Below are 17,599 nucleotides of genomic sequence, written 5' to 3'. Positions count from 1 at the left end.
GGAGCCGCGCGTGACCGCCACCGCCACCAGGACCGAGGCCGTGCGCCGCAACGGCGGGCGGCGGCTCGTGGACCGCGTCGCGCGGGTGCGCGAGCTCGGCATCGTGGTCGCGCTGGGCCTCCTCTTCGGCGTCACCGGCGCCGTCAACCCGTCCTTCCTCACCTACGCCAGCCTGCGCGACATCCTGCTGAACTCCGCCATCGTCGCCATGCTCGCCGTCGGCCAGACGCTCGTGGTCATCACCAGGAACGTGGACCTGTCCGTCAGCTCCGTGGTGGGGCTGTCGGCGTTCGGGGGCGCGCTGATCCTGGCCGACCACCCGGGTGTGCCGATCCCGGTCGTGATCGCGGGCTGCGTGGTGCTCGGCGCCCTGTGCGGGGCGGTCAACGGGCTGCTCGTCGGGGCGGCCAAGGTGCCCGCGCTGGTGGCCACCCTCGGCACCCTGTACGCCTTCCGCGGCATCGACTTCGCCTGGGCCGGCGGACGCCAGGTGAACGCGGCCGACATGCCCGACGGCTTCCTGTCCCTGGGGACGCGCTCGGTGCTCGGCGTGCCGCTGCTCGCGCTGGTCGCCCTGGTCGTGCTGCTGGCGGTCGGGTGGATGCTGGGCAACCTGCGCGCCGGCCGCGAGCTGTACGCCATCGGCTCCAACCCCGAGGCGGCGGTGCTGGCCGGGATCCGGGTGCGGCGCAGGATCGTCGCGGCGTTCGTGGCCAACGGGGCGCTGGCGGGGCTGGCCGGGGTCATGTGGGCGGCCCGCTTCGGCACCGTGGACGCCACCGTGGCGACCGGCAAGGAGCTCGACGTGATCGCCGCCGTCGTGGTGGGCGGGGTGGCCATCTTCGGCGGCAGCGGCACGGTGTACGGGGCGGCGCTCGGGGCACTCCTGCTGACCGGCATCACCAGCGCGCTGGCCGTGCTCCGGGTGGACGCGCTCGCCCAGACCGCCATCAACGGCGCCCTGCTGCTGGCCGCCATCGTCCTCGACCGCGTGCTCGCGCTCCGGGTCGCCGCGGCCCTGCGCCGCCGCAGATTCCACGACCCCGCCGAACCGGACGACCTCGCCGACCGCTCAGACCCCGCCGATCCTGTGGATCCCGCCGATCCCGCTCCTGGGAGGACCGCCGATGGCAGCTGATCTCGCTCGGATGGCGCGCCGGTGGGAGGGGCTCATCCTTGTGCTGCTCGTCGGCGTGACCGTCTGGGCCTCGCTCGGCGTGGACGGGTTCGCGAACGGGTCCAACGTCTCCTTCCTGCTCCTCGACACCACCGAGATCGCCCTCATGGCCCTGACCATGACGCTGGTCATCGTGGCGGCCGAGATCGACCTGTCGGTGTCCTCCACGCTGGGCCTGTCGTGCGCGGTGCTCGGCCAGTTGTGGAACGCGGGTCTGCCGATCGAGGCGATCATGCCCATCTGCCTGTTGGTGGGCGCCCTGTGCGGCGCGTTCAACGGGCTGCTCGTCACCCGCCTCGGCCTGCCCTCGCTGGCGGTCACCATCGGGACGTTCGCGCTGTTCCGCGGCCTGGCGTACGTCATGCTGGGCGACCAGGCGGTGGCCGACCTGCCGCCCGCGTACACGAGCCTGGCCACCGCGTCCGTCGGCCCGATCCCGCTGGCGTCCGTGCTGGTCGGGGTGCTGGCGGTGGTGGCGGCCACGCTGCTGCACGCGACCGGGCTGGGCCGCTCCATCGTCGCGCTCGGCTCGAACGTGGAGGCCGCCTACTTCGCGGGCGTCCGGGTCAAGCGGATCAAGTTCTGGCTGTTCGTGGCCTCCGGGGTGATGGCGTCGCTGGCCTCCCTCGTCTACACGTTCCGCTACGCCAGCGCCAGGGCGGACAACGGCGTCGGGCTCGAACTGGCCGTGGTGGCCGCCGTGCTGCTCGGCGGCGTGTCGATCTTCGGCGGGCGCGGCACGCTGCCCGGAGTCCTCATGGCGGTGCTGCTGCTCGGCGTCGTGCGCAACGCGCTCATCCTCGCCGACGTGGCCAACGAGGTCCTGAACTTCGTGACGGGCCTGCTGCTCGTCGCATCCGTGCTGGCGCCGAACCTGGGGGCGGTATGGCGGCGGCGCACCTCACCACAAGTGGAAGGGAAGTCCGTTTCATGACAACGCGCACCCCTTGGCGGCCGACGGCGCTCCTCGCCGGACTCGTCCTGCTGACGGCCGCCTGCGGCGGCACCACCAAGAGCGACGTGGCACAACAGTCCTCCGCCTCCGCCACGGCCGCCGCGTCCTCGGCCCCGGCCGTGGATCCCAATGCCCCGCTCAAGCAGGGACTGAAGATCGCGTTCCTGCCCAAGCAGGTCAACAACCCGTACTTCACGATCGCCGACGGCGGCGGGATCGCGGCCGCCAAGGAGTTCGGCGGCGAGGGCAAGGAGGTCGGGCCGTCCGACGCCAGCGCGTCCTCGCAGGTCTCCTACATCAACACGCTGATGCAGCAGAAGCAGGACGCCATCGTCATCTCCGCGAACGACCCCAACGCCGTCGTGCCCGCGCTCAAGCAGGCCAGGGCCGCCGGGGTGAAGGTCGTCAGCTACGACTCCGACACCGCCCCCGAGGGCCGCGACGTGTTCGTCAACCAGGCCAGCCCCGAGGACCTGGGCCGGACCGAGGTGCAGCTGCTGGCCGAGCAGCTCGGGCACAAGGGCAAGATCGCCGTGCTCTCCGCCACCCCCAACGCGACGAACCAGAACACCTGGATCGACTTCATGAAGGACGAGCTCAAGAAGCCCGAGTACAAGGACATGGAGCTGGTCAAGGTCGCCTACGGCAACGACGACGACCAGAAGTCGTTCACCGAGACGCAGGGGCTGCTGCGCTCGTACCCGGACCTGGCGGGCATCATCTCGCCCACGACCGTGGGCATCGCCGCGGCGGCCCGCTACCTGTCGGACTCGCCGTCCAAGGGCAAGGTCAAGCTGACCGGGCTCGGCACCCCCAACCAGCTCAGGAAGTTCGTCAAGGACGGCACCATCGAGGCGTTCGAGCTGTGGAACCCGGCCGACCTCGGCTACCTGGCCTCGTACGCGGCGGCGGCGCTGGCGTCCGGGCAGATCACCGGGGCCGAAGGGGAGAAGTTCAAGGCCGGCAAGCTCGGTGAGTACACGATCGGGGCCAAGGGCGAGGTGCTGCTGGGCAAGCCGACCGTGTTCAACAAGGACAACATCGACAAGTTCGACTTCTGACGCTCACGCCCGGCCGCGCGGCACGACCAGGCCCGTCTCGTACGCCATGACGACGGCCTGGGTCCTGTCGCGCAGGCCGAGCTTGTTCAGCACCCGGCTCACGTGCGTCTTGACCGTCTCCTCGGTGACCACCAGCCTGGCCGCGATCTCGGGGTTGGACAGGCCCTCGGCGACCAGGCGCAGGACCTGCGTCTCGCGCGGGGTCAGCGCGGACAGCGTCTCCGCCGCCGGTCTCGGGCCGCCCATGCGGGCGAACTCGCTGATGAGGCGGCGGGTGACGGCCGGGGCCAGCAGCGCCTCGCCGGCGGCGATCACGCGTACGGCGTCGAAGAGGCGCTCGGCGGTGACGTCCTTGAGCAGGAAGCCGCTGGCTCCGGCGCGCAGGGCGTCGTAGACGTACTCGTCCAGGTCGAACGTGGTCAGGATGAGCACCCTCGGCCCGCCGTTGAGGCGCCTGGTGGCCTCGATGCCGTCCATGACCGGCATGCGCACGTCCATGAGCACCACGTCGGGGGACAGGTCGCGGCAGACCCGCACCGCCTCGGCCCCGTCGGCGGCGGTGCCCGCGACCTCGAAGTCCGGCTGGGTGTCGAGCAACTCGGCGAACCCCGTCCGCACCACCAGGTGGTCGTCGGCGATCACGATCCTGAGCCTGGCGGGCCCGCTCATCCGCCCTCCTCGTCCCGTCCGGGCAGGCGGGCCTCCACGAGGAACCCGCCGCCCTGGGCGGGGCCCGTGCGGAGCTCGCCGCCGACGGCCGCGGCCCGCTCGCGCATCCCGGACAGGCCGTGCCCACCATTGGGCCCTCCCCCTTCCGGGTCCACCGGCCCCGGGCCGTTGTCGCGGACGAGCAGGCGCAGGTCGGGGCCGGTGTAGTCGAGCTCCACGTCCACGGCGGCCCCGGGCGCGTGGCGGCGCGCGTTGGTGAGCGCCTCCTGGATGATCCGGTACGCGGCCAGCTCCACGCCGGGATCGAGCTCCACCGGCGAGCCCCGCAGGACGAGCCGGGTGGACGTGCCTGACGCCTCGCGCGACTCGTCGAGCAGCTCGTTGAGCTCGTGCAGGCGCAGCCCGGGCTGGGGATGCCGGGCCGAATCGGCCTCGGCGTCCTCGCGCAGCACGCCGAGCAGCCGCCGCATCTCGGTCAGCGCCGCCCGCGCGGTGTCGCCGATGGCCAGCAGCCGCTCCGCGCCCGCCTCCGGCATGCCGGGGACGGCCAGCCGGGCGGTCTCGGCCTGGACGGCGACCATGGAGATGTGGTGGGCGACCACGTCGTGCAGCTCGCGGGCGATGCGGGCGCGCTCGCCTCGGGCGGTGTGCTCGATCAGGCTGTCGGCCATGACCCGCCGGGCGGCGGTGTCGGCACGGGCCCTGCGGCGGGCCCGTACGGCGATCCCGGCCAGCGCCAGCGCCGGGGCCAGGCAGGCGAGGAGCAGCGTGAGCGCCCGCACGCGCTCGCCCGGCCCGATCGCCACCGCCAGCACCGGGTACGGCACCGCGACGAGCACGGCCGCCGCCGGCGCACCGTGGCGGCCGGCCCGGTAGCCGGCGATCAGCTGCGCCGCCGCGCCCGCCACGGTCAGCGTGTGGAAGGCCAGGACCGACAGCGCGCCCGCCCCGGTCGCCAGGAGCGCCGCCACGGACGGCTGGGCCCACAGGAGGGGGAGCGGCAGCGTGGTGGCCAGCGCGAGCAGGGGGAACACCATGAGGAGCAGCGGGGCCGTGTCGTCACCTGCCGGCGACAGCGCGTCGGGGTTCACGGGCTGACCGCCCACCGGCGCGCTCACGGTCTCCGAGAGCGCGGGCGCGCTCCCGGACTGCACGACCGACTCGGCCACCGCGAGCACCGCCAGGGCCACCCCGAGCACGACCGGCAGGTGCCGGGCCGCGGCGGGACCGTACGGCACGGCCGCCCCGATCCGGCGCGCCCACGCGAGCGGCACCGCGACGATACGGCTCCCCCTCCGGTCCTGCACTCGTTCCACCAGGTCATTGTCCCGGGCGCGGGCAATTGTGGCATCCCTCGTAAGAGGGACGAGGCGTAGCTGGCGCCAGCGATGCCGCAGATCGCTCCGCCGCGTGACGACCCGGGCCGGGCCCGCTGCCTAGTCTGCCTGCCGTGGAAGCAACCATCGAAGTCAGCGGCCTGCGCAAGCGGTTCGGCCAGACCCGGGCGCTGGACGGGATGACGTTCACCGTGCTGCCCGGCCAGGTCACCGGGTTCGTCGGGCCGAACGGCGCGGGCAAGTCCACCACCATGCGGGTGGTGCTCGGACTGGACGCGGCCGACGAGGGCCACGCCCTGGTCGGCGGGCGCCCGTACGCGAGCCTGCGCAGCCCGCTGAGCCACGTCGGCGCGTTGCTGGACGCGGCCGCGCTGCAACCGGGCCGCACCGCGCGCAACCACCTCCTGTGGCTGGCCCACTCCCAGGGGCTGGGCGCCGGGCGGGTGGACGAGGTGATCGAGCAGGTCGGGCTGACGCCCGCGGCCCGGCGCCGGGCGGGCGGCTACTCGCTGGGCATGCGCCAGCGCCTCGGCATCGCCGCCGCGCTGCTCGGCGACCCGCCGGTGCTCATGCTGGACGAGCCGTTCAACGGCCTCGACCCCGAGGGCATCGTGTGGATCCGGGGCTTCCTGCGGTCGCTGGCCGGGGAGGGGCGTGCCGTGCTGGTGTCCAGTCACCTGATGAGCGAGCTCCAGGACACCGCCGGCCATCTCGTGGTGGTGGGCAGGGGCCGGGTCGTCGCGGACACCAGCGTGGCCGACCTGATCGCGACCGCCTCACGGGACCGGGTCACGCTGCGTACGCAGGCGCGTCCGGAGGCGATGTCGGTGCTGGCCGCTGCCGGGGGCACCGTGACCGTCACCGATCGCGACACGCTGGTCGTCTCCGGGCTGGCGTCCGAGCACATCGTGCGGCTGCTCGCCTCGCGGGAGGTGCCGTTCTCCGAGGTGGCGGCCCACCGGGCGTCGCTGGAGGAGGCGTACCTGGACCTCACCAGGGACGCGGTCGAGTTCAAGGGGGCGGCGCGATGACCGCCGTGACCCCCTACCGCTCGGGCCTGCGGGCCGGGCGCGACGGCTTCGCGCAGCTGCTGCGGGCCGAGTGGACCAAGCTCCGCACGCTACGCGGCTGGATGGCGGGCCTGACGCTGACGACGCTGCTCATCGTCCTGCTCGGGGTGCTCTTCGCGACCGGCAGCCGCTCCTCCTGCATGAAAGGCCCGATCGAGGTGCCCTGTCCCGCGCCGCCGACCGGGCCCGGCGGCGAGGCCGTGGAGGACCGGTTCTACTTCGTGCACCAGCAGCTCGACGGCGACGGCAGCATCACCGTACGCGTGAACAACCTGACCGGGCAGCTCCGCAAGCCCGACGTGACCCCCGGTGTCCGGAACGTCGTCCCCGGCGTCACGCCGTGGGCCAAGGCCGGGGTCATGATCAAGCAGAGCGTCCGCCAGGGAGCCGCGTACGCGGCGGTGATGGTCACCGGCAGCCACGGGGTGCGGATGCAGCACGACTTCACCGAGGACGTGGCGGGGCGGCCCGGCGGGGCTCCGCGGTGGCTGCGGCTGACCCGCACCGGCGAGACGATCGTCGGCGAGGAGTCGGCCGACGGCTCGCGGTGGACCAGGGTGGGCACCGCCCGGATGGCGACCGGGAGGGTCCGCGTCGGGCTGTTCGCGGCCTCTCCCGGCGACCTGACCGTGACCTCCAACGTGATCGGCGGGGCCGCGACGGCCTCCCGCTTCGCCGAGGTCACCGCCGACATGGACCAGGTCAGCGTGCGGGGCGTGTCCTCCGGGGGTTCGTGGACCCGCGACGACATCGGCGTCACGCTCGAGGTCGACGGCACCCCGCACCACCCGGGCGGGCTCGTGCGCTCCGGTGACACGTTCAGGATCACGGGAGTCGGCGACATCGCGCCGGCTCTGGAGGGCATGCCCGCCGAGCGCGTCCTGACCGGGGTGCTGGCGGGGCTGGTCGTCGTCATCGTGGTCGCGGTGTCGTTCGTCACCGCGGAGTACCGGCGCGGGCTCATCCGCACCACCCTGCTGGCCGCCCCGCGGCGCGGCCGGGCGCTGGCGGCCAAGGCCGTCGTGATCTCCGTGGCCGTCTTCGTCTTCGGGCTGGTCGCCGCCGCCGTCACGGTGCCGGTCGGACGGGCTCTCCTGGCGGGCAACGGCAACGTCCTCGCGCCCCTGGCACCGCTCACTGGGCTGCGGGTGATCGCCGGGACCGCCGCGCTGCTCGCCGTGGTGGCGGTCTTCGCGCTCGCTCTCGGGTCGCTGTTCCGGCGCAGCGCGGTGGCCGTCATCGCGGCCATCGTGGCGATCGTCGTCCCGTACCTGCTGGCGACCGCGTCGCTGCTGCCCGACGAGGTGGCGCGGTGGCTGCTGCGGCTCACTCCGGCGGCGGGCTTCGCGATCCAGCAGAGCACGGTCACGTACGAGCAGATGACCGCCCGGTTCGCCCCGGCGGAGGGCTTCTTCCCGCTGCCGCCCTGGGCGGGGTTCGCGGTCCTGTGCGCGTACGCCGCGCTCGCCCTGGCCCTGGCCGCCCACCGGTTGCGCCGGAGGGACGTATGAGACGCGAGATACACGCCGAGTGGACCAAGCTGCGGACGGTGGCGGGGCCCGGGTGGCTGCCGGCCGGGGCCGTCGTGCTGACCGTGGCCCTGAGCGCCCTCGCGGCGGCCGTCGTGTCCTGCGCGACGGCGGGATGTGGGCAGGACGCGGCCAGGATCAGCCTCGTCGGGGTCCAGCTGGGCCAGGCGATGGTGGCGCTGCTGGCCGTGGTGGCGGTCTGCGGCGAGTACAGCACAGGCATGATCCGCACCAGCCTCACCGCGATGCCGCGCCGGGCCACCGCCCTGGCCGCCAAGGCGGTGGTGGTCGGCGGGCTCACGCTGGGCGCGGGGACCCTCGCGGTGCTCGGGTCCGTGCTGGCGGGGCGGCTCCTGCTGCCGGGCAGCGGCTTCACGGCCGCGCACGGCTACCCGCCGCTGTCGCTGGCCGACGGGCCGACCCTGCGCGCCGCCGTGGGCTCGGTCCTCTACCTGGTGCTGATCGCGCTGCTGAGCCTCGGCCTGGCCACCGCCGTACGCGACTCGGCCGCGGCCGCCGGGGTCGTGATCGGGCTCCTGTACGTGTTCCCGGTCGTGATCCTCATGGTCGCGGACCCCGAGGTGCGGCGGCTCCTGTGGACGCTGTCCCCGACGAACGCCGGGCTGGCCGTCCAGACGACCGTGGATCTCGCGTCCCTCCCCATCGGACCGTGGGCGGGCCTCGGCGTCCTCGCCGCGTGGTCCGCCGCCTCCCTCGTGGGGGGCGGTCTGCTCCTCCGGTACCGCGACGCGTGATCGAATAGCGAATAAAGCGGAAATGCCGGTATTTACCGGAATTGATATTCTCGCGGACTTTGCTTGACAAAACCTCCCGTTGGATATGAATTATCGGCGATCTGGGTACGCGTCGATTTATGAGGATAAGGGGAATGGCGGCGCTGGCCGCGGGATGTTTTCTGCCGCTGCTGGCCGCGGCGCCCGCTCTGGCGGACGAGCTCCCGCAGGGGGACCCGGGCGTCCAGACCGACACGGGCGTCCCGGCGGTGGAGGCGGTGCCGGACGTGATGCCGGTCCCGGCGGTGGAGACGGTGCCGGAGACGGTGCCGGAGCCGGTGAAGCAGGTCCGGGTGGTCAAGGGCGTCAAGGGCGCCCGCGCCGGGAAGATCGGTGTGCTGCGGCCGGGTGACCGGGGCGAGATGGTCAGGCAGCTCCAGCGGCGCCTGCACGACGGCGGCTTCTACTTCGGCCAGGCGCACGGCGTCTATGACGAGCAGACGAGGTACGCGGTCTGGGGGTTGCACAAGAGCAGGGGGATGGTGCCGAGGGGCGAGGTGGGGCCGAAGACGTGGGCGGCGCTCAGGCGGAGCAAGGGCCTGCGCCCGCTGGTGCCGCAGGGCGGCGCGAACCGGATCGAGATCAGCCTGACCCGCCAGTTGCTCACCATCTATCGCGACAACCGCCCGGTGCTGGTCACCCACGTCTCCACCGGCGCCGAGGTGCAGTACTGCGAGAAGGGCCACTGCGGCAACGCCGTCACGCCGGTGGGCGACTTCCGGGTGACCAGGAAGGCGCCCGGCTGGACGACGGGCCTGCTGGGCTCGATGTTCAACTCGCTCTACTTCGTCGGCGGCATCGCCATGCACGGCTCGACGGAGGTGCCGCTCAGGCCCGCCTCGCACGGCTGCGTACGCATGCCGCTGTCGACGTCCGTGCGCGTGTTCAACATGGTGAAGGAGGGGGAGCCGGTGTACGTACGCGGACAGATCTAGATGCCCTGGGGCAGCCGGAACAGCCGGCCGGGGTCGTACGTGGATTTCACCTCGGCCAGCCGGGCCGCATTGGGCCCGTAGTACGCATTTCGCCAATTACTCAAATCGGGGTCGATGTAATTAACATAAGCATGATCCCCGAAAAATGGCGACATGTCGGAATGTAGCCCGCGCAGCCACCGCCGATCCGTCCCCTCCGCGTAATACTGCACGCTGTAAAGCGCCGCCCGATGCGGGAACGCCGTGTCCGCCGGACCGACCCGGCCGATGGCCCCGCCCATGGCGTCCAGCAGCACCGAGTGCCGCCCGCCTCGCGCCACCCCGTCCACCAGCGCCCGCACGCCGTCCGCCGGCAGCTTCCGGTACGCCATGTGCGACTTGGCCGCGAACGCCTCCCGCGGCATCCGCCGGCACTCGGCGATCGACATGGCCGCGCAGCCGCCCATGATCTTCATGCCGTCCAGATAGGGGACCGTCCGGGCCGAGCGGGAGGAGGGCTGCCCGATCTTGCCGACGAGCGGGGCCAGCAGCCGGTCGAGCGCGGGCCTGCCGCCCACGTACGTGCCGACGATCGCGACGTCCAGGCCGCCGCCCGAGCGTCCCAGGTGCAGCGAGGACCACAGCTCGTCCGGCGCCGAAGGCCCCCACGACTGCCACGCCTTGACCGCGGCCCCCGCCTTGGCCCACGGCCAGTGCAGGAAGAACACCGTGACGTCGCGCGCCGCGAACGTCCTGAACGTGAAGGACACCGCCACGCCGAAGTTCCCGCCGCCGCCGCCCCTGCAGGCCCAGTAGAGGCCGGCGTTGCGCGCGGCGTCGCAGTCCAGCGTCCGGCCGTCGGCCGTGACGACGCGTACCGACTGGAGGTTGTCGCAGGTGAGCCCGTACTTCCGGGACACCACGCCGATGCCCCCGCCCAGCGTGAGACCGCCGACCCCGACCGTGGGACAGGAGCCCGCGGGGATGCTCACGCCGTGGCGGGCGAGCTTGTCGTAGACGTCGATCAGCTTGGCGCCCGCGCCGACCGTGGCCCGGCCGCCCGCATAGGCGACCGAGCTCATCCTGGACACGTCGATCACCAGCCCTGGGCCCGTGGACCAGCCCGCGTAGGAGTGACCTCCCGAACGGGTGGTGACCGGCACGCCGCCGGTGCGCGCGAACGTCAGGCACGCCGACACGTCGGCCGCGCTCGCGCAATAAGCGACCCCGCCCGGCCGGATCCGGTCGTAGGCGGGGTTGTACAGGCGGCGCGCGGTGTCGTACCCGGCGTCGCCCGGCAGCACGAGCGTGCCCTTCAGCTGTCTCCGCAGCCGCGCCCAGTTGGGCGGCGGCGCGGAGAGCCCGGACGTGCCGGTGGGCCGCGCGGTGGCGGCCAGCGGGGCGAGCGCGGCGACATGCAGAAAGTCCCGGCGGTCCATGGACGCCTCCGTGTGATCGGTGTTGAGCCGCTCGGTAAGACGTCCGGATGACCCGCCAGGTTTGGTCACATCTCCATCACTTCAGGGTTCAGCCGGCGCTCCCTCCGAACGCGCTCCTGGGGGTGACGCCCCCCACCCGGGTGAGCCGCGGCGGGCCGCTCTTCTCGGACTTCTTGAGAGCTCCGTCCTTGACGAGCCGCAGCGGCGAGGCGGACGGCTTCGGAGCCGGACCACCGTGACCGTCTCCCGTGGTCTGGACCATCCGCAGGGCCAGCGCGGGGCACATCTCGACCGTGCGCCGCGCCTCCTTGGCCATCCAGCCCGGGACGGTCCTGAACGACGGGAACCCGTAGTCGTCCAGTTCCACGAACTCCGGCAGCAGATGGGCGCAGAGTCCGTGTCCCGCGCAGCGGGACCAGTCGACCTCCAGCCGGTACTCCACGTAGTCCTTCTCGGGCTCGGGCATCGGCAACGCGCCGCGGACCGGCCGGCCGCACGAACCGTGCTCGAGGTGGAGCGCGATCTCGCTCTCGAACGCGTCCAGCGCCGACAGCACGAACTTGGCCGTGCCGTCCGGGTGGAAGCACGCCCCCCGCCGCTCGACGCCGCGCACGCAGCGTCGTACGGCGTCCACGGAGCCGCTGCCCTCGACCAGCGCGTTCATGGCCCACGCCAGGTCCGGCAGGCCGAGCCGGCACGGGCCGCACTGGCCGGCCGACTCGCCCGCCAGGTAGGAGGTGACTCGGGCGGCCTCGCCCAGCGAGCACGTCGACTCGCCGAGCGGGACGATGATCCCGGCCCCCAGGGTCGCGCCGGCGAGCTTCATGCCCTCGCGCGAGATCACGGCCGTCTGCGCCACCTCGGCCGACAGCCAGGCGCCGTGGTAGCCCCCGATGAGCACCCCGTCGCCGATCTCGGCCTCGGTGAGCGCGAGCACGTCCGCCAGGTACGTGCCGGTCGGCGCCTCGATGACCGCGCCGTTGGCCGCGCCGCCGCTGACGGTGAGCAGGATGGTGCCGGGCTCCTTGGGCGTGCCGACCTCGGCGTACCTCTCCGGGCCGAGCTCGGCCAGCAGCGCCAGCTGCGCGTACGTCTCCGTGTTGGACAGCAGGGTCGGCAGCCCGTCCACGCCGCTGATCGCGGCGCGCCTCTTGCGGCCGGGCGGGATGCCTATCTCGCCGTTGACGGCGTTGACGAGCGCGCCGCCCTCGCCGGAGATGAACCGCTCCTTGATCCCGACCACCCGGATCGGGATGCGGCTCTCCGCGCCGCCGGCGACGTTCGCGGCCCGGCGCTCGTCCACGGCGGCGTTGACGGACGCCTCGGCGACCTCGCCGCCGGCCGTGGCGAGAACCACCTCGCGGGCGCCCAGCGCCTCGGCGGCCAGCACGGCGCCGTCGAGGACCAGGTGGGGGTTGCGGGTGAGCAGCATGGCGTCCTTGGAGCTGGCCGGCTCGCCCTCGGCGCCGTTGATGAGGACGACGCACTCGCCGCTCGAGCCCACCGCGTCGGCGACGGCCCGCAGCTTGCGCGCGAACGGGAACGCCGCGCCGCCCCGGCCGCGCATGTCCACCTCGTTGGCCATCGAGATGAGCTGATCCAGGTCGCGCGGCTTGGGGGAACCGTGGAGGGTGCGGTGGGCGGGCAAGTCCAGTCGGCGGGTCTGGTCCAGCCCGGCGGTCAGCCGGGCCGGACCCATCCGTAAGACCCGCGGCACTCGGGCCGGAATCACGATCGCTCCTGTCGGGTTGCGGGGGTCATCCAGATGGCCGGCGGTCTCATCCCGCCTCCCGGTACCTGCGCCGCTCGGCGAGGCTCACTGGTGCGTTTCTTCTCTGGGCCTGAGCCTGAGCTTGGGCCTGAGCCGGGCCCGTGGCGGCGGCCCCGGCTGCGACCTTCTGCGGCTGCTCGGCGGGTACGCCCATGGCGGCGGGGTTGGTCACCGCCGGCCCCTGGATCTTCTCGAGCGTGACCGGCGGCCGGAAGGCCGCGGCCAGCACGCGGATGACCAGCGCTCCGCCGACCGCCGCGATGCTGGCCACGTAGGACCAGGCCACCCAGCCGGCCGGCGGACGGCCGGCCGTCAGGCCGTGCATGATGGCGACGGGCCAGCCCAGGTACGCGACCGAGTGCATCACCCGCCACATCCATGGCCTGGCCTTCGCCGCCCAGCGCCTCCTGAGCAGTCCCGTGGCCACGGCCACGATCATCATGTCGAAGGCCAGGATGCCGAGACCCTTGTTGATTCCGGCGATCGGGACGACCGCCGCGCCCGGCGGCACGTGGCCCAGGCTGATCATGAGGGAGATGTGCGTGATCAGGAAGATCATCCCGAGAAGGCCGAAGGCCTTGTGGGCGAGCTGCGACCTGACCCGGTTGACTGGAGACAGGAAGACCCGCTCGGTGGTGATGATGCCGAGCGCGACGGTCGCGGTGAAGGTCACCAGGGCCATCACGCCCACGTAGAACTCGAGGAAGCCGACCACCCGGCCGAGGATTGCTATGCCACGGTCTGTCCTGGTCAGCGCGAACGCCGACAGCACGACTGCCATGACCATGGCGCTGGCTCCCAGTCGGACACTGCGGGTGTCTAACTTGGTGGGAGTGTGCCGGGGGTGTCGTCTGTGGAGCATCTAAGGTTCCCTCCAAGGTCGGGTGAGGGTGCGACTCGGAAGGCTGGGTAGCCCGTGAGGGCTTTCAGATCAGCATCGGCGGCCCCGGTTGATGCAAGAGACGACGAACTGCATCAGCCGGTCGGGCATCACGTTCGCGAAGTCGGCGTGGTCGGTGATGGGGTTGTGCTTCTGTTCAGGGAAGGCGTCCACTGCGAATGACGGGCCTTGCGGCACGGTGTACGTGAGGGTCATGCGCAAAGCCGGCACCGCCTTAGTTCCTTGCGGGCAGGCGCCACCCTGTCCAGGGAAGACCACGTGCGTTCGGTGATTGGCGCTATCAGTGTTCTGGCCGTCCCAGCAGCTAGGGAAGTCCAGAATACGAACGACTTGGCTGCTGCGCGGGCAAAGCGGATATTTGTCGGGACTTATGCGGTTTTGGAATCCCGTGCAGCTCCAGGCGGCCCTGGCGTTGCCGGCGCCGTTGGTGGCGGCCTTGGCGTCACCGGTGATCAGCCTGAGGAACCTCGGCATCGCGACGACCTGGGAGGTGGCGTTGCCGCGGAACTGGAGCGTCACGGAGCGTGCGCGCAGCACCTGGCCGACGTTGCCGTCCGCGTCCTCGGTGTTCACGTCCACCTTGCGGTCTCTGAGGACCGGCCAGAAGTAGGTGGATTTGTCGCCCTGCCGGCACGTGGTGCCCGCGGCGGCCAGGCTCTCGTCCGTGGAGAAGCCGTCCGTTGACAGGTTGCCCACGTAGTCGTGGAGGTGGTGGGCTCCGTTGCTCACGCCCGGCGCGACGATGAAGTTGTCCGGGTTGTTGTGGCCGTTGCGGTTCGTCCCGCACTGGGAGACGAAGGAGCCGCGCGAGCCGCCCCTGCCGATGCGGGCGTCAAGCTGACGCGGCGCTACCTGGCGGATGTTGACGAAGTCCTCGACGAACGGGCCCAGGTCGGCGCATTCGTTGTGGTCCTCGTCGGACGCTGTGGGGGACGGGCTGGGGGAGGCGCTTCCGTTCCCGTTGTTCCCGTTGTTGCCATTGTTCCCGTTATTACCGTTGTTGCCGTTGTTGCCCTGGCCCGGGTTCTGGGTCGGCCGGTTGCGGCGGCCGAACGTCTCGGCGGTCTGCTCCGGGTCCGGGTTCTGGGCGTCGGGGTTCTGGGCCGGGTCGAGCACGGCGCGCCCGCCGCCCTGGCCCTGCTGGTCGGCGTTCTGCTGCTGGTCGCCGTTCTGGTCCTGCTGCTGGCCCTGCTGCTGGTCGTTCTGCTGCTGGCCGTTCTGCTGGTTGTTGTTCTGCTGGTTGTTGTTCTGGTCCTGCTGGTTCTGGTTGTTGTTCTGGCCTTGGTTCTGCCCGTTCTGATCCTGGTTCTGGTTCTGGTCCTGCTGGTTCTGATCCTGTCCCTGCTGATCTTGATCTTGTTGCTGGTCCTGGTTCTGGTTGTTGTTCCGGTTCCGCTGACCCTGCTGCTGCTCCTGGGAGGCCTGTGCCGGGTCGCAGTGGTCGGCGCGCGCGGGGCCGACGCCGATGACGGCCGCGGACACCAATCCGCCGGCCACCACGGCCAATGCGGACACGGCCGAGGCCATGCGTCTAGATCTCGTCATGCGTCTCTCCTCTTTTCAACCGCCATCGCGACGGGTGGAGCTGGTGAGGGCGTCGGAGGCTCGGGCAACTGCGTGTGATCGACCAGGCCGGTGGACTCCAGGAGCGTCATGTGGCGCATGACGAAGTTGATGCCTTCCTGGGCGAACTTCCTGATCTCCGCGTTGCGCGTACCGGCCCGTACAGCCGCCACGACGGTGAAGACCTTGCCGTGCGCGGCACGCAACAGGTTCGCGAAGTCCTGGTCGAAGGCGGGTCCGCGCTCCGCAGCCAGCTGGGCCATCCAGCTCTGCTGATCGGCGTTGGGCTCGCTGGGCAGTGCCACACCGAGCTTCTTGGCGGTTTGCCGTGTCAGCAGGTCCAGCCTCTGGTGGTCCTGCATGATCAGCCTGCCGACTTCCTTGACGCGCTGGGACTCGGCGCGGGTCTGGGCATAGTCGCCCGCGGGCATCTCCCAGAGACCGGCCTGCCGCACCTTGATGAGCAGGTCACGGTCGGCGGCCGTGACGGGCCCCGATGATGTCTGGGTCGCCGCAGTGGCGGCGGGATCGATCGAAGGCGGCATGACCAGCACGATCGTCACCGCGGCCGCCACGACGAAGCCACCGAGCATGAACAGCTCGCCACCGCGCAAAAGCCTGTGCATGGTCGGAGGTACGCGGGTCTCTCGGGCTTGGTTCAGCACATGGCCGGAGATAGTTAGAAATGACTGGAGTTATCGGAGTGGCTACCGCTGAGATAACGAAGGTGTAAAGATGTGCCCCGTGCTAGGTCACCTCGACGGCAGGTTCGAGAGTGCGGATGCCGAGGCGGAGCATCGCATCGCGGTGCTTTACCAGGAGTTCGGCGGCCCTCTGCTGCGCCACGTACGCAAATCGACAGGTAACGACCTTCAATGGGCCGAAGACGTGGTGCAGGAGACGCTCGTCCGAGCCTGGAAAAACTCGGCAAGACTGCAGTGGGAACCAAGCCTTATATGGGCGTGGCTACTGACGGTAGCCCGCCGCATCGTTATCGATGGACGTCGACGGAAGAGCGTCCGGCCTCAAGAGGTCGAGCCGCCCGAAGTCGACATGATGGCCGTACCCGACGGCTCGGAGCGAGCTCTGTCGCGGATGGTCGTCGCCGACGCCCTTCGCAGCCTCTCTGAAGAACACCGCGAAGTCATAGAGCAGACCTACCTCCGAGACCGTACGATTAGTGAAGCGGCGGAGATACTGGGGATACCTCCGGGCACGGTGAAGTCCCGGCTCTATTACGGGATCCGGGCTCTCCGCGAACTGCTGCGGGACAAGGGGGTAGCCGGCTGATGCATGACGAGGTGGCTGCCTATGTCCTCGGAGTCCTCGATGAGGATGAGCACGAGGCCTTCGAACGCCACCTCGATACATGTGAGAGATGCCAGGCGGAGCTGGTTGAGCTTGCCGAGCTTCCGGAAGAGCTCGACGAGCTCAAGAACGCTCCCGCAGCCTCCGACGACGACCCCCCGAGGTCGATGTCACGCTGACGTCTGTACGTTGACGTCTGTGCCCTTTTCGGGTGGTATCGGTACGGCGAGGCGTTGCGTCCGGTGTAGCGTGACCGGACGGTCAGGGGGAGGTGTTCGGTGGGCATCGACGGAGATGCGCCCGTTCCCCCGCATCGGCGGTTCGGCGAGGAAGGCGGCCGGCTGTCGTATGGCGGCTATCTTCGCCTGCCCGCGCTTCTCGCACAGCAACGGCCACAGTCGGAAGCGCCCGACGAGCTGCTCTTCATCACCATCCACCAGGTCTACGAGCTGTGGTTCAAGCTGCTGCTCCACGAGCTGGAGAACGCCCGCGAGGCCATGTTCGCCGGCGAGCTCTGGCGGGCCAGGCACCTGTTCCGACGGGTGCACGCGGTCGAGAAGGTGCTGATCGAGCAGGTGGACGTCCTGGAGACGATGACGCCCCAGGACTTCCTCATGTTCCGGGAGAAGCTGGCGCCCGCCAGCGGCTTCCAGTCGGTGCAGTTCCGGGAGCTGGAGTTCCTGTCCGGGCTGAAGGACGAGCGCTATCTCGGCAGCTTCAGGCACGCCAGCGACACGGAGCTCGCACGGCTGCGCCGCAGGCTGGAGGAGCCCTCGCTGTGGGATGCTTACCTCACCGCCCTCTCCCAGCGTGGCCTGCCGGTCTCCGACGACGAGATCATGGGCTCGCTGCTGGCCGTGGCGAGGGACCGCGGGTCGTACGACGACCTGTGGCAACTGGCCGAAGACCTGCTGACGCACGACGCGACCGCCGCGCAGTGGCGGACGCGTCATGTCCAGATGGTCGAACGCCAAATCGGCACCAAGTCGGGCACCGGCGGCTCGACAGGCGCCCCCTATCTACGCGGCAGAACGCGTTTGCACTACTTCCCGCTGCTGTGGGAGCTAAGGGCCTGGCTATGAACAGCTTTGGCAAACCCTCACAAAGGAGT

The 17,599-nt window shown here is 71.1% G+C and carries 17 protein-coding genes; 10 read left to right on the top strand and 7 right to left on the bottom strand.

Translation table 11 applies throughout. The annotated features are described in order from the left end of the window. The first annotated feature begins 10 nt into the window (after window positions 1-10). The 3 genes from ACWDRB_RS14635 to rhaS are packed head-to-tail and all read left to right on the top strand — an operon-like array spanning window position 11 to window position 3,193. Complete coding sequence (locus ACWDRB_RS14635) at window positions 11-1,138, top strand: ABC transporter permease (RefSeq protein ID WP_449893975.1); 1,128 nt, start codon at window positions 11-13, stop codon at window positions 1,136-1,138. Then, window positions 1,128-2,111, top strand: coding sequence for an ABC transporter permease (locus ACWDRB_RS14630; RefSeq protein ID WP_449893973.1), 984 nt, complete (start codon window positions 1,128-1,130; stop codon window positions 2,109-2,111). Before ACWDRB_RS14635 ends, ACWDRB_RS14630 begins: the two co-directional genes overlap by 11 nt. Beyond that, the gene (gene rhaS / locus ACWDRB_RS14625) at window positions 2,108-3,193 is read left to right on the top strand and encodes a rhamnose ABC transporter substrate-binding protein (protein WP_449893971.1); all 1,086 of its coding nucleotides are present in this window, start codon (window positions 2,108-2,110) and stop codon (window positions 3,191-3,193) included. Before ACWDRB_RS14630 ends, rhaS begins: the two co-directional genes overlap by 4 nt. 3 nt (window positions 3,194-3,196) lie before the next feature. Here rhaS and ACWDRB_RS14620 read toward each other — a convergent pair whose 3' ends face one another. Further along, a complete protein-coding gene (locus tag ACWDRB_RS14620) occupies window positions 3,197-3,862 on the bottom strand; it encodes a response regulator (protein ID WP_449893969.1) in 666 nt (221 codons plus the stop codon). Continuing rightward, on the bottom strand, window positions 3,859-5,178 hold the full coding sequence (locus ACWDRB_RS14615; RefSeq protein ID WP_449893967.1) for a sensor histidine kinase: 1,320 nt from the start codon (window positions 5,176-5,178) through the stop codon (window positions 3,859-3,861). The genes ACWDRB_RS14620 and ACWDRB_RS14615 overlap by 4 nt, the downstream gene beginning before the upstream one ends. A gap of 134 nt (window positions 5,179-5,312) precedes the next feature. Here ACWDRB_RS14615 and ACWDRB_RS14610 point away from each other — a divergent pair, with 134 nt between their 5' ends. From ACWDRB_RS14610 to ACWDRB_RS14595, 4 genes are all read left to right on the top strand, one after another. After that, the gene (locus ACWDRB_RS14610) at window positions 5,313-6,230 is read left to right on the top strand and encodes an ATP-binding cassette domain-containing protein (RefSeq protein WP_449893965.1); all 918 of its coding nucleotides are present in this window, start codon (window positions 5,313-5,315) and stop codon (window positions 6,228-6,230) included. Beyond that, complete coding sequence (locus ACWDRB_RS14605) at window positions 6,227-7,780, top strand: ABC transporter permease subunit (RefSeq protein ID WP_449893963.1); 1,554 nt, start codon at window positions 6,227-6,229, stop codon at window positions 7,778-7,780. The genes ACWDRB_RS14610 and ACWDRB_RS14605 overlap by 4 nt, the downstream gene beginning before the upstream one ends. Continuing rightward, the gene (locus tag ACWDRB_RS14600) at window positions 7,777-8,553 is read left to right on the top strand and encodes an ABC transporter permease (RefSeq protein WP_449893961.1); all 777 of its coding nucleotides are present in this window, start codon (window positions 7,777-7,779) and stop codon (window positions 8,551-8,553) included. The genes ACWDRB_RS14605 and ACWDRB_RS14600 overlap by 4 nt, the downstream gene beginning before the upstream one ends. A gap of 134 nt (window positions 8,554-8,687) precedes the next feature. Then, window positions 8,688-9,527, top strand: coding sequence for a L,D-transpeptidase family protein (locus ACWDRB_RS14595; protein ID WP_449893959.1), 840 nt, complete (start codon window positions 8,688-8,690; stop codon window positions 9,525-9,527). Here ACWDRB_RS14595 and ACWDRB_RS14590 read toward each other — a convergent pair. The 5 genes from ACWDRB_RS14590 to ACWDRB_RS14570 form a co-directional block, all read right to left on the bottom strand. Continuing rightward, entirely contained in the window at window positions 9,524-10,945 is a 1,422-nt protein-coding gene (locus ACWDRB_RS14590; RefSeq protein WP_449893957.1) for an FAD-binding oxidoreductase, read from the bottom strand. The genes ACWDRB_RS14595 and ACWDRB_RS14590 overlap by 4 nt on opposite strands. An 88-nt stretch (window positions 10,946-11,033) precedes the next feature. Further along, the gene (locus tag ACWDRB_RS14585; protein ID WP_449893955.1) at window positions 11,034-12,677 is read right to left on the bottom strand and encodes an NADH-ubiquinone oxidoreductase-F iron-sulfur binding region domain-containing protein; all 1,644 of its coding nucleotides are present in this window, start codon (window positions 12,675-12,677) and stop codon (window positions 11,034-11,036) included. Between the two features lie 46 nt (window positions 12,678-12,723). Then, window positions 12,724-13,503 (bottom strand): hypothetical protein, encoded by a 780-nt coding sequence (locus ACWDRB_RS14580; protein WP_449893953.1) that lies wholly within the window; start codon window positions 13,501-13,503, stop codon window positions 12,724-12,726. Between the two features lie 144 nt (window positions 13,504-13,647). Beyond that, window positions 13,648-15,162 carry a DUF1996 domain-containing protein gene (locus ACWDRB_RS14575; RefSeq protein WP_449893951.1) on the bottom strand — a complete coding sequence of 505 codons (1,515 nt, stop codon included), beginning with the start codon at window positions 15,160-15,162 and terminating at the stop codon, window positions 13,648-13,650. Then, entirely contained in the window at window positions 15,159-15,743 is a 585-nt protein-coding gene (locus ACWDRB_RS14570; RefSeq protein WP_364243891.1) for a DUF4142 domain-containing protein, read from the bottom strand. The genes ACWDRB_RS14575 and ACWDRB_RS14570 overlap by 4 nt, the downstream gene beginning before the upstream one ends. Window positions 15,744-15,924: 181 nt before the next feature. Between ACWDRB_RS14570 and ACWDRB_RS14565 the strand changes: the two genes are divergently transcribed. From ACWDRB_RS14565 to ACWDRB_RS14555, 3 genes are all read left to right on the top strand, one after another. Then, window positions 15,925-16,470 (top strand): sigma-70 family RNA polymerase sigma factor, encoded by a 546-nt coding sequence (locus tag ACWDRB_RS14565; protein ID WP_185071037.1) that lies wholly within the window; start codon window positions 15,925-15,927, stop codon window positions 16,468-16,470. Then, on the top strand, window positions 16,470-16,667 hold the full coding sequence (locus tag ACWDRB_RS14560; RefSeq protein WP_449893948.1) for a zf-HC2 domain-containing protein: 198 nt from the start codon (window positions 16,470-16,472) through the stop codon (window positions 16,665-16,667). The genes ACWDRB_RS14565 and ACWDRB_RS14560 overlap by 1 nt, the downstream gene beginning before the upstream one ends. Before the next feature lie 99 nt (window positions 16,668-16,766). Then, the gene (locus ACWDRB_RS14555) at window positions 16,767-17,570 is read left to right on the top strand and encodes a tryptophan 2,3-dioxygenase (RefSeq protein WP_350728449.1); all 804 of its coding nucleotides are present in this window, start codon (window positions 16,767-16,769) and stop codon (window positions 17,568-17,570) included. Window positions 17,571-17,599 lie beyond the last annotated feature (29 nt).

The sequence above is a fragment of the Nonomuraea sp. NPDC003707 genome (assembly GCF_053587055.1).
This window is presented reverse-complemented; position numbering and strand designations above follow the sequence as displayed.

Bases quoted from the DNA above. Each gene is read 5' to 3' on its own strand.
- ACWDRB_RS14605 (WP_449893963.1), top strand. From the start codon at position 6,227: ATGACCGCCGTGACCCCCTACCGCTCGGGCCTGCGGGCCGGGCGCGAC.
- ACWDRB_RS14630 (WP_449893973.1), top strand. From the start codon at position 1,128: ATGGCAGCTGATCTCGCTCGGATGGCGCGCCGGTGGGAGGGGCTCATC.
- ACWDRB_RS14600 (WP_449893961.1), top strand. From the start codon at position 7,777: ATGAGACGCGAGATACACGCCGAGTGGACCAAGCTGCGGACGGTGGCG.
- ACWDRB_RS14590 (WP_449893957.1), bottom strand. From the start codon at position 10,945: ATGGACCGCCGGGACTTTCTGCATGTCGCCGCGCTCGCCCCGCTGGCC.
- ACWDRB_RS14620 (WP_449893969.1), bottom strand. From the start codon at position 3,862: ATGAGCGGGCCCGCCAGGCTCAGGATCGTGATCGCCGACGACCACCTG.
- ACWDRB_RS14560 (WP_449893948.1), top strand. From the start codon at position 16,470: ATGCATGACGAGGTGGCTGCCTATGTCCTCGGAGTCCTCGATGAGGAT.
- ACWDRB_RS14575 (WP_449893951.1), bottom strand. From the start codon at position 15,162: ATGACGAGATCTAGACGCATGGCCTCGGCCGTGTCCGCATTGGCCGTG.
- ACWDRB_RS14595 (WP_449893959.1), top strand. From the start codon at position 8,688: ATGGCGGCGCTGGCCGCGGGATGTTTTCTGCCGCTGCTGGCCGCGGCG.
- ACWDRB_RS14580 (WP_449893953.1), bottom strand. From the start codon at position 13,503: ATGGTCATGGCAGTCGTGCTGTCGGCGTTCGCGCTGACCAGGACAGAC.
- rhaS (WP_449893971.1), top strand. From the start codon at position 2,108: ATGACAACGCGCACCCCTTGGCGGCCGACGGCGCTCCTCGCCGGACTC.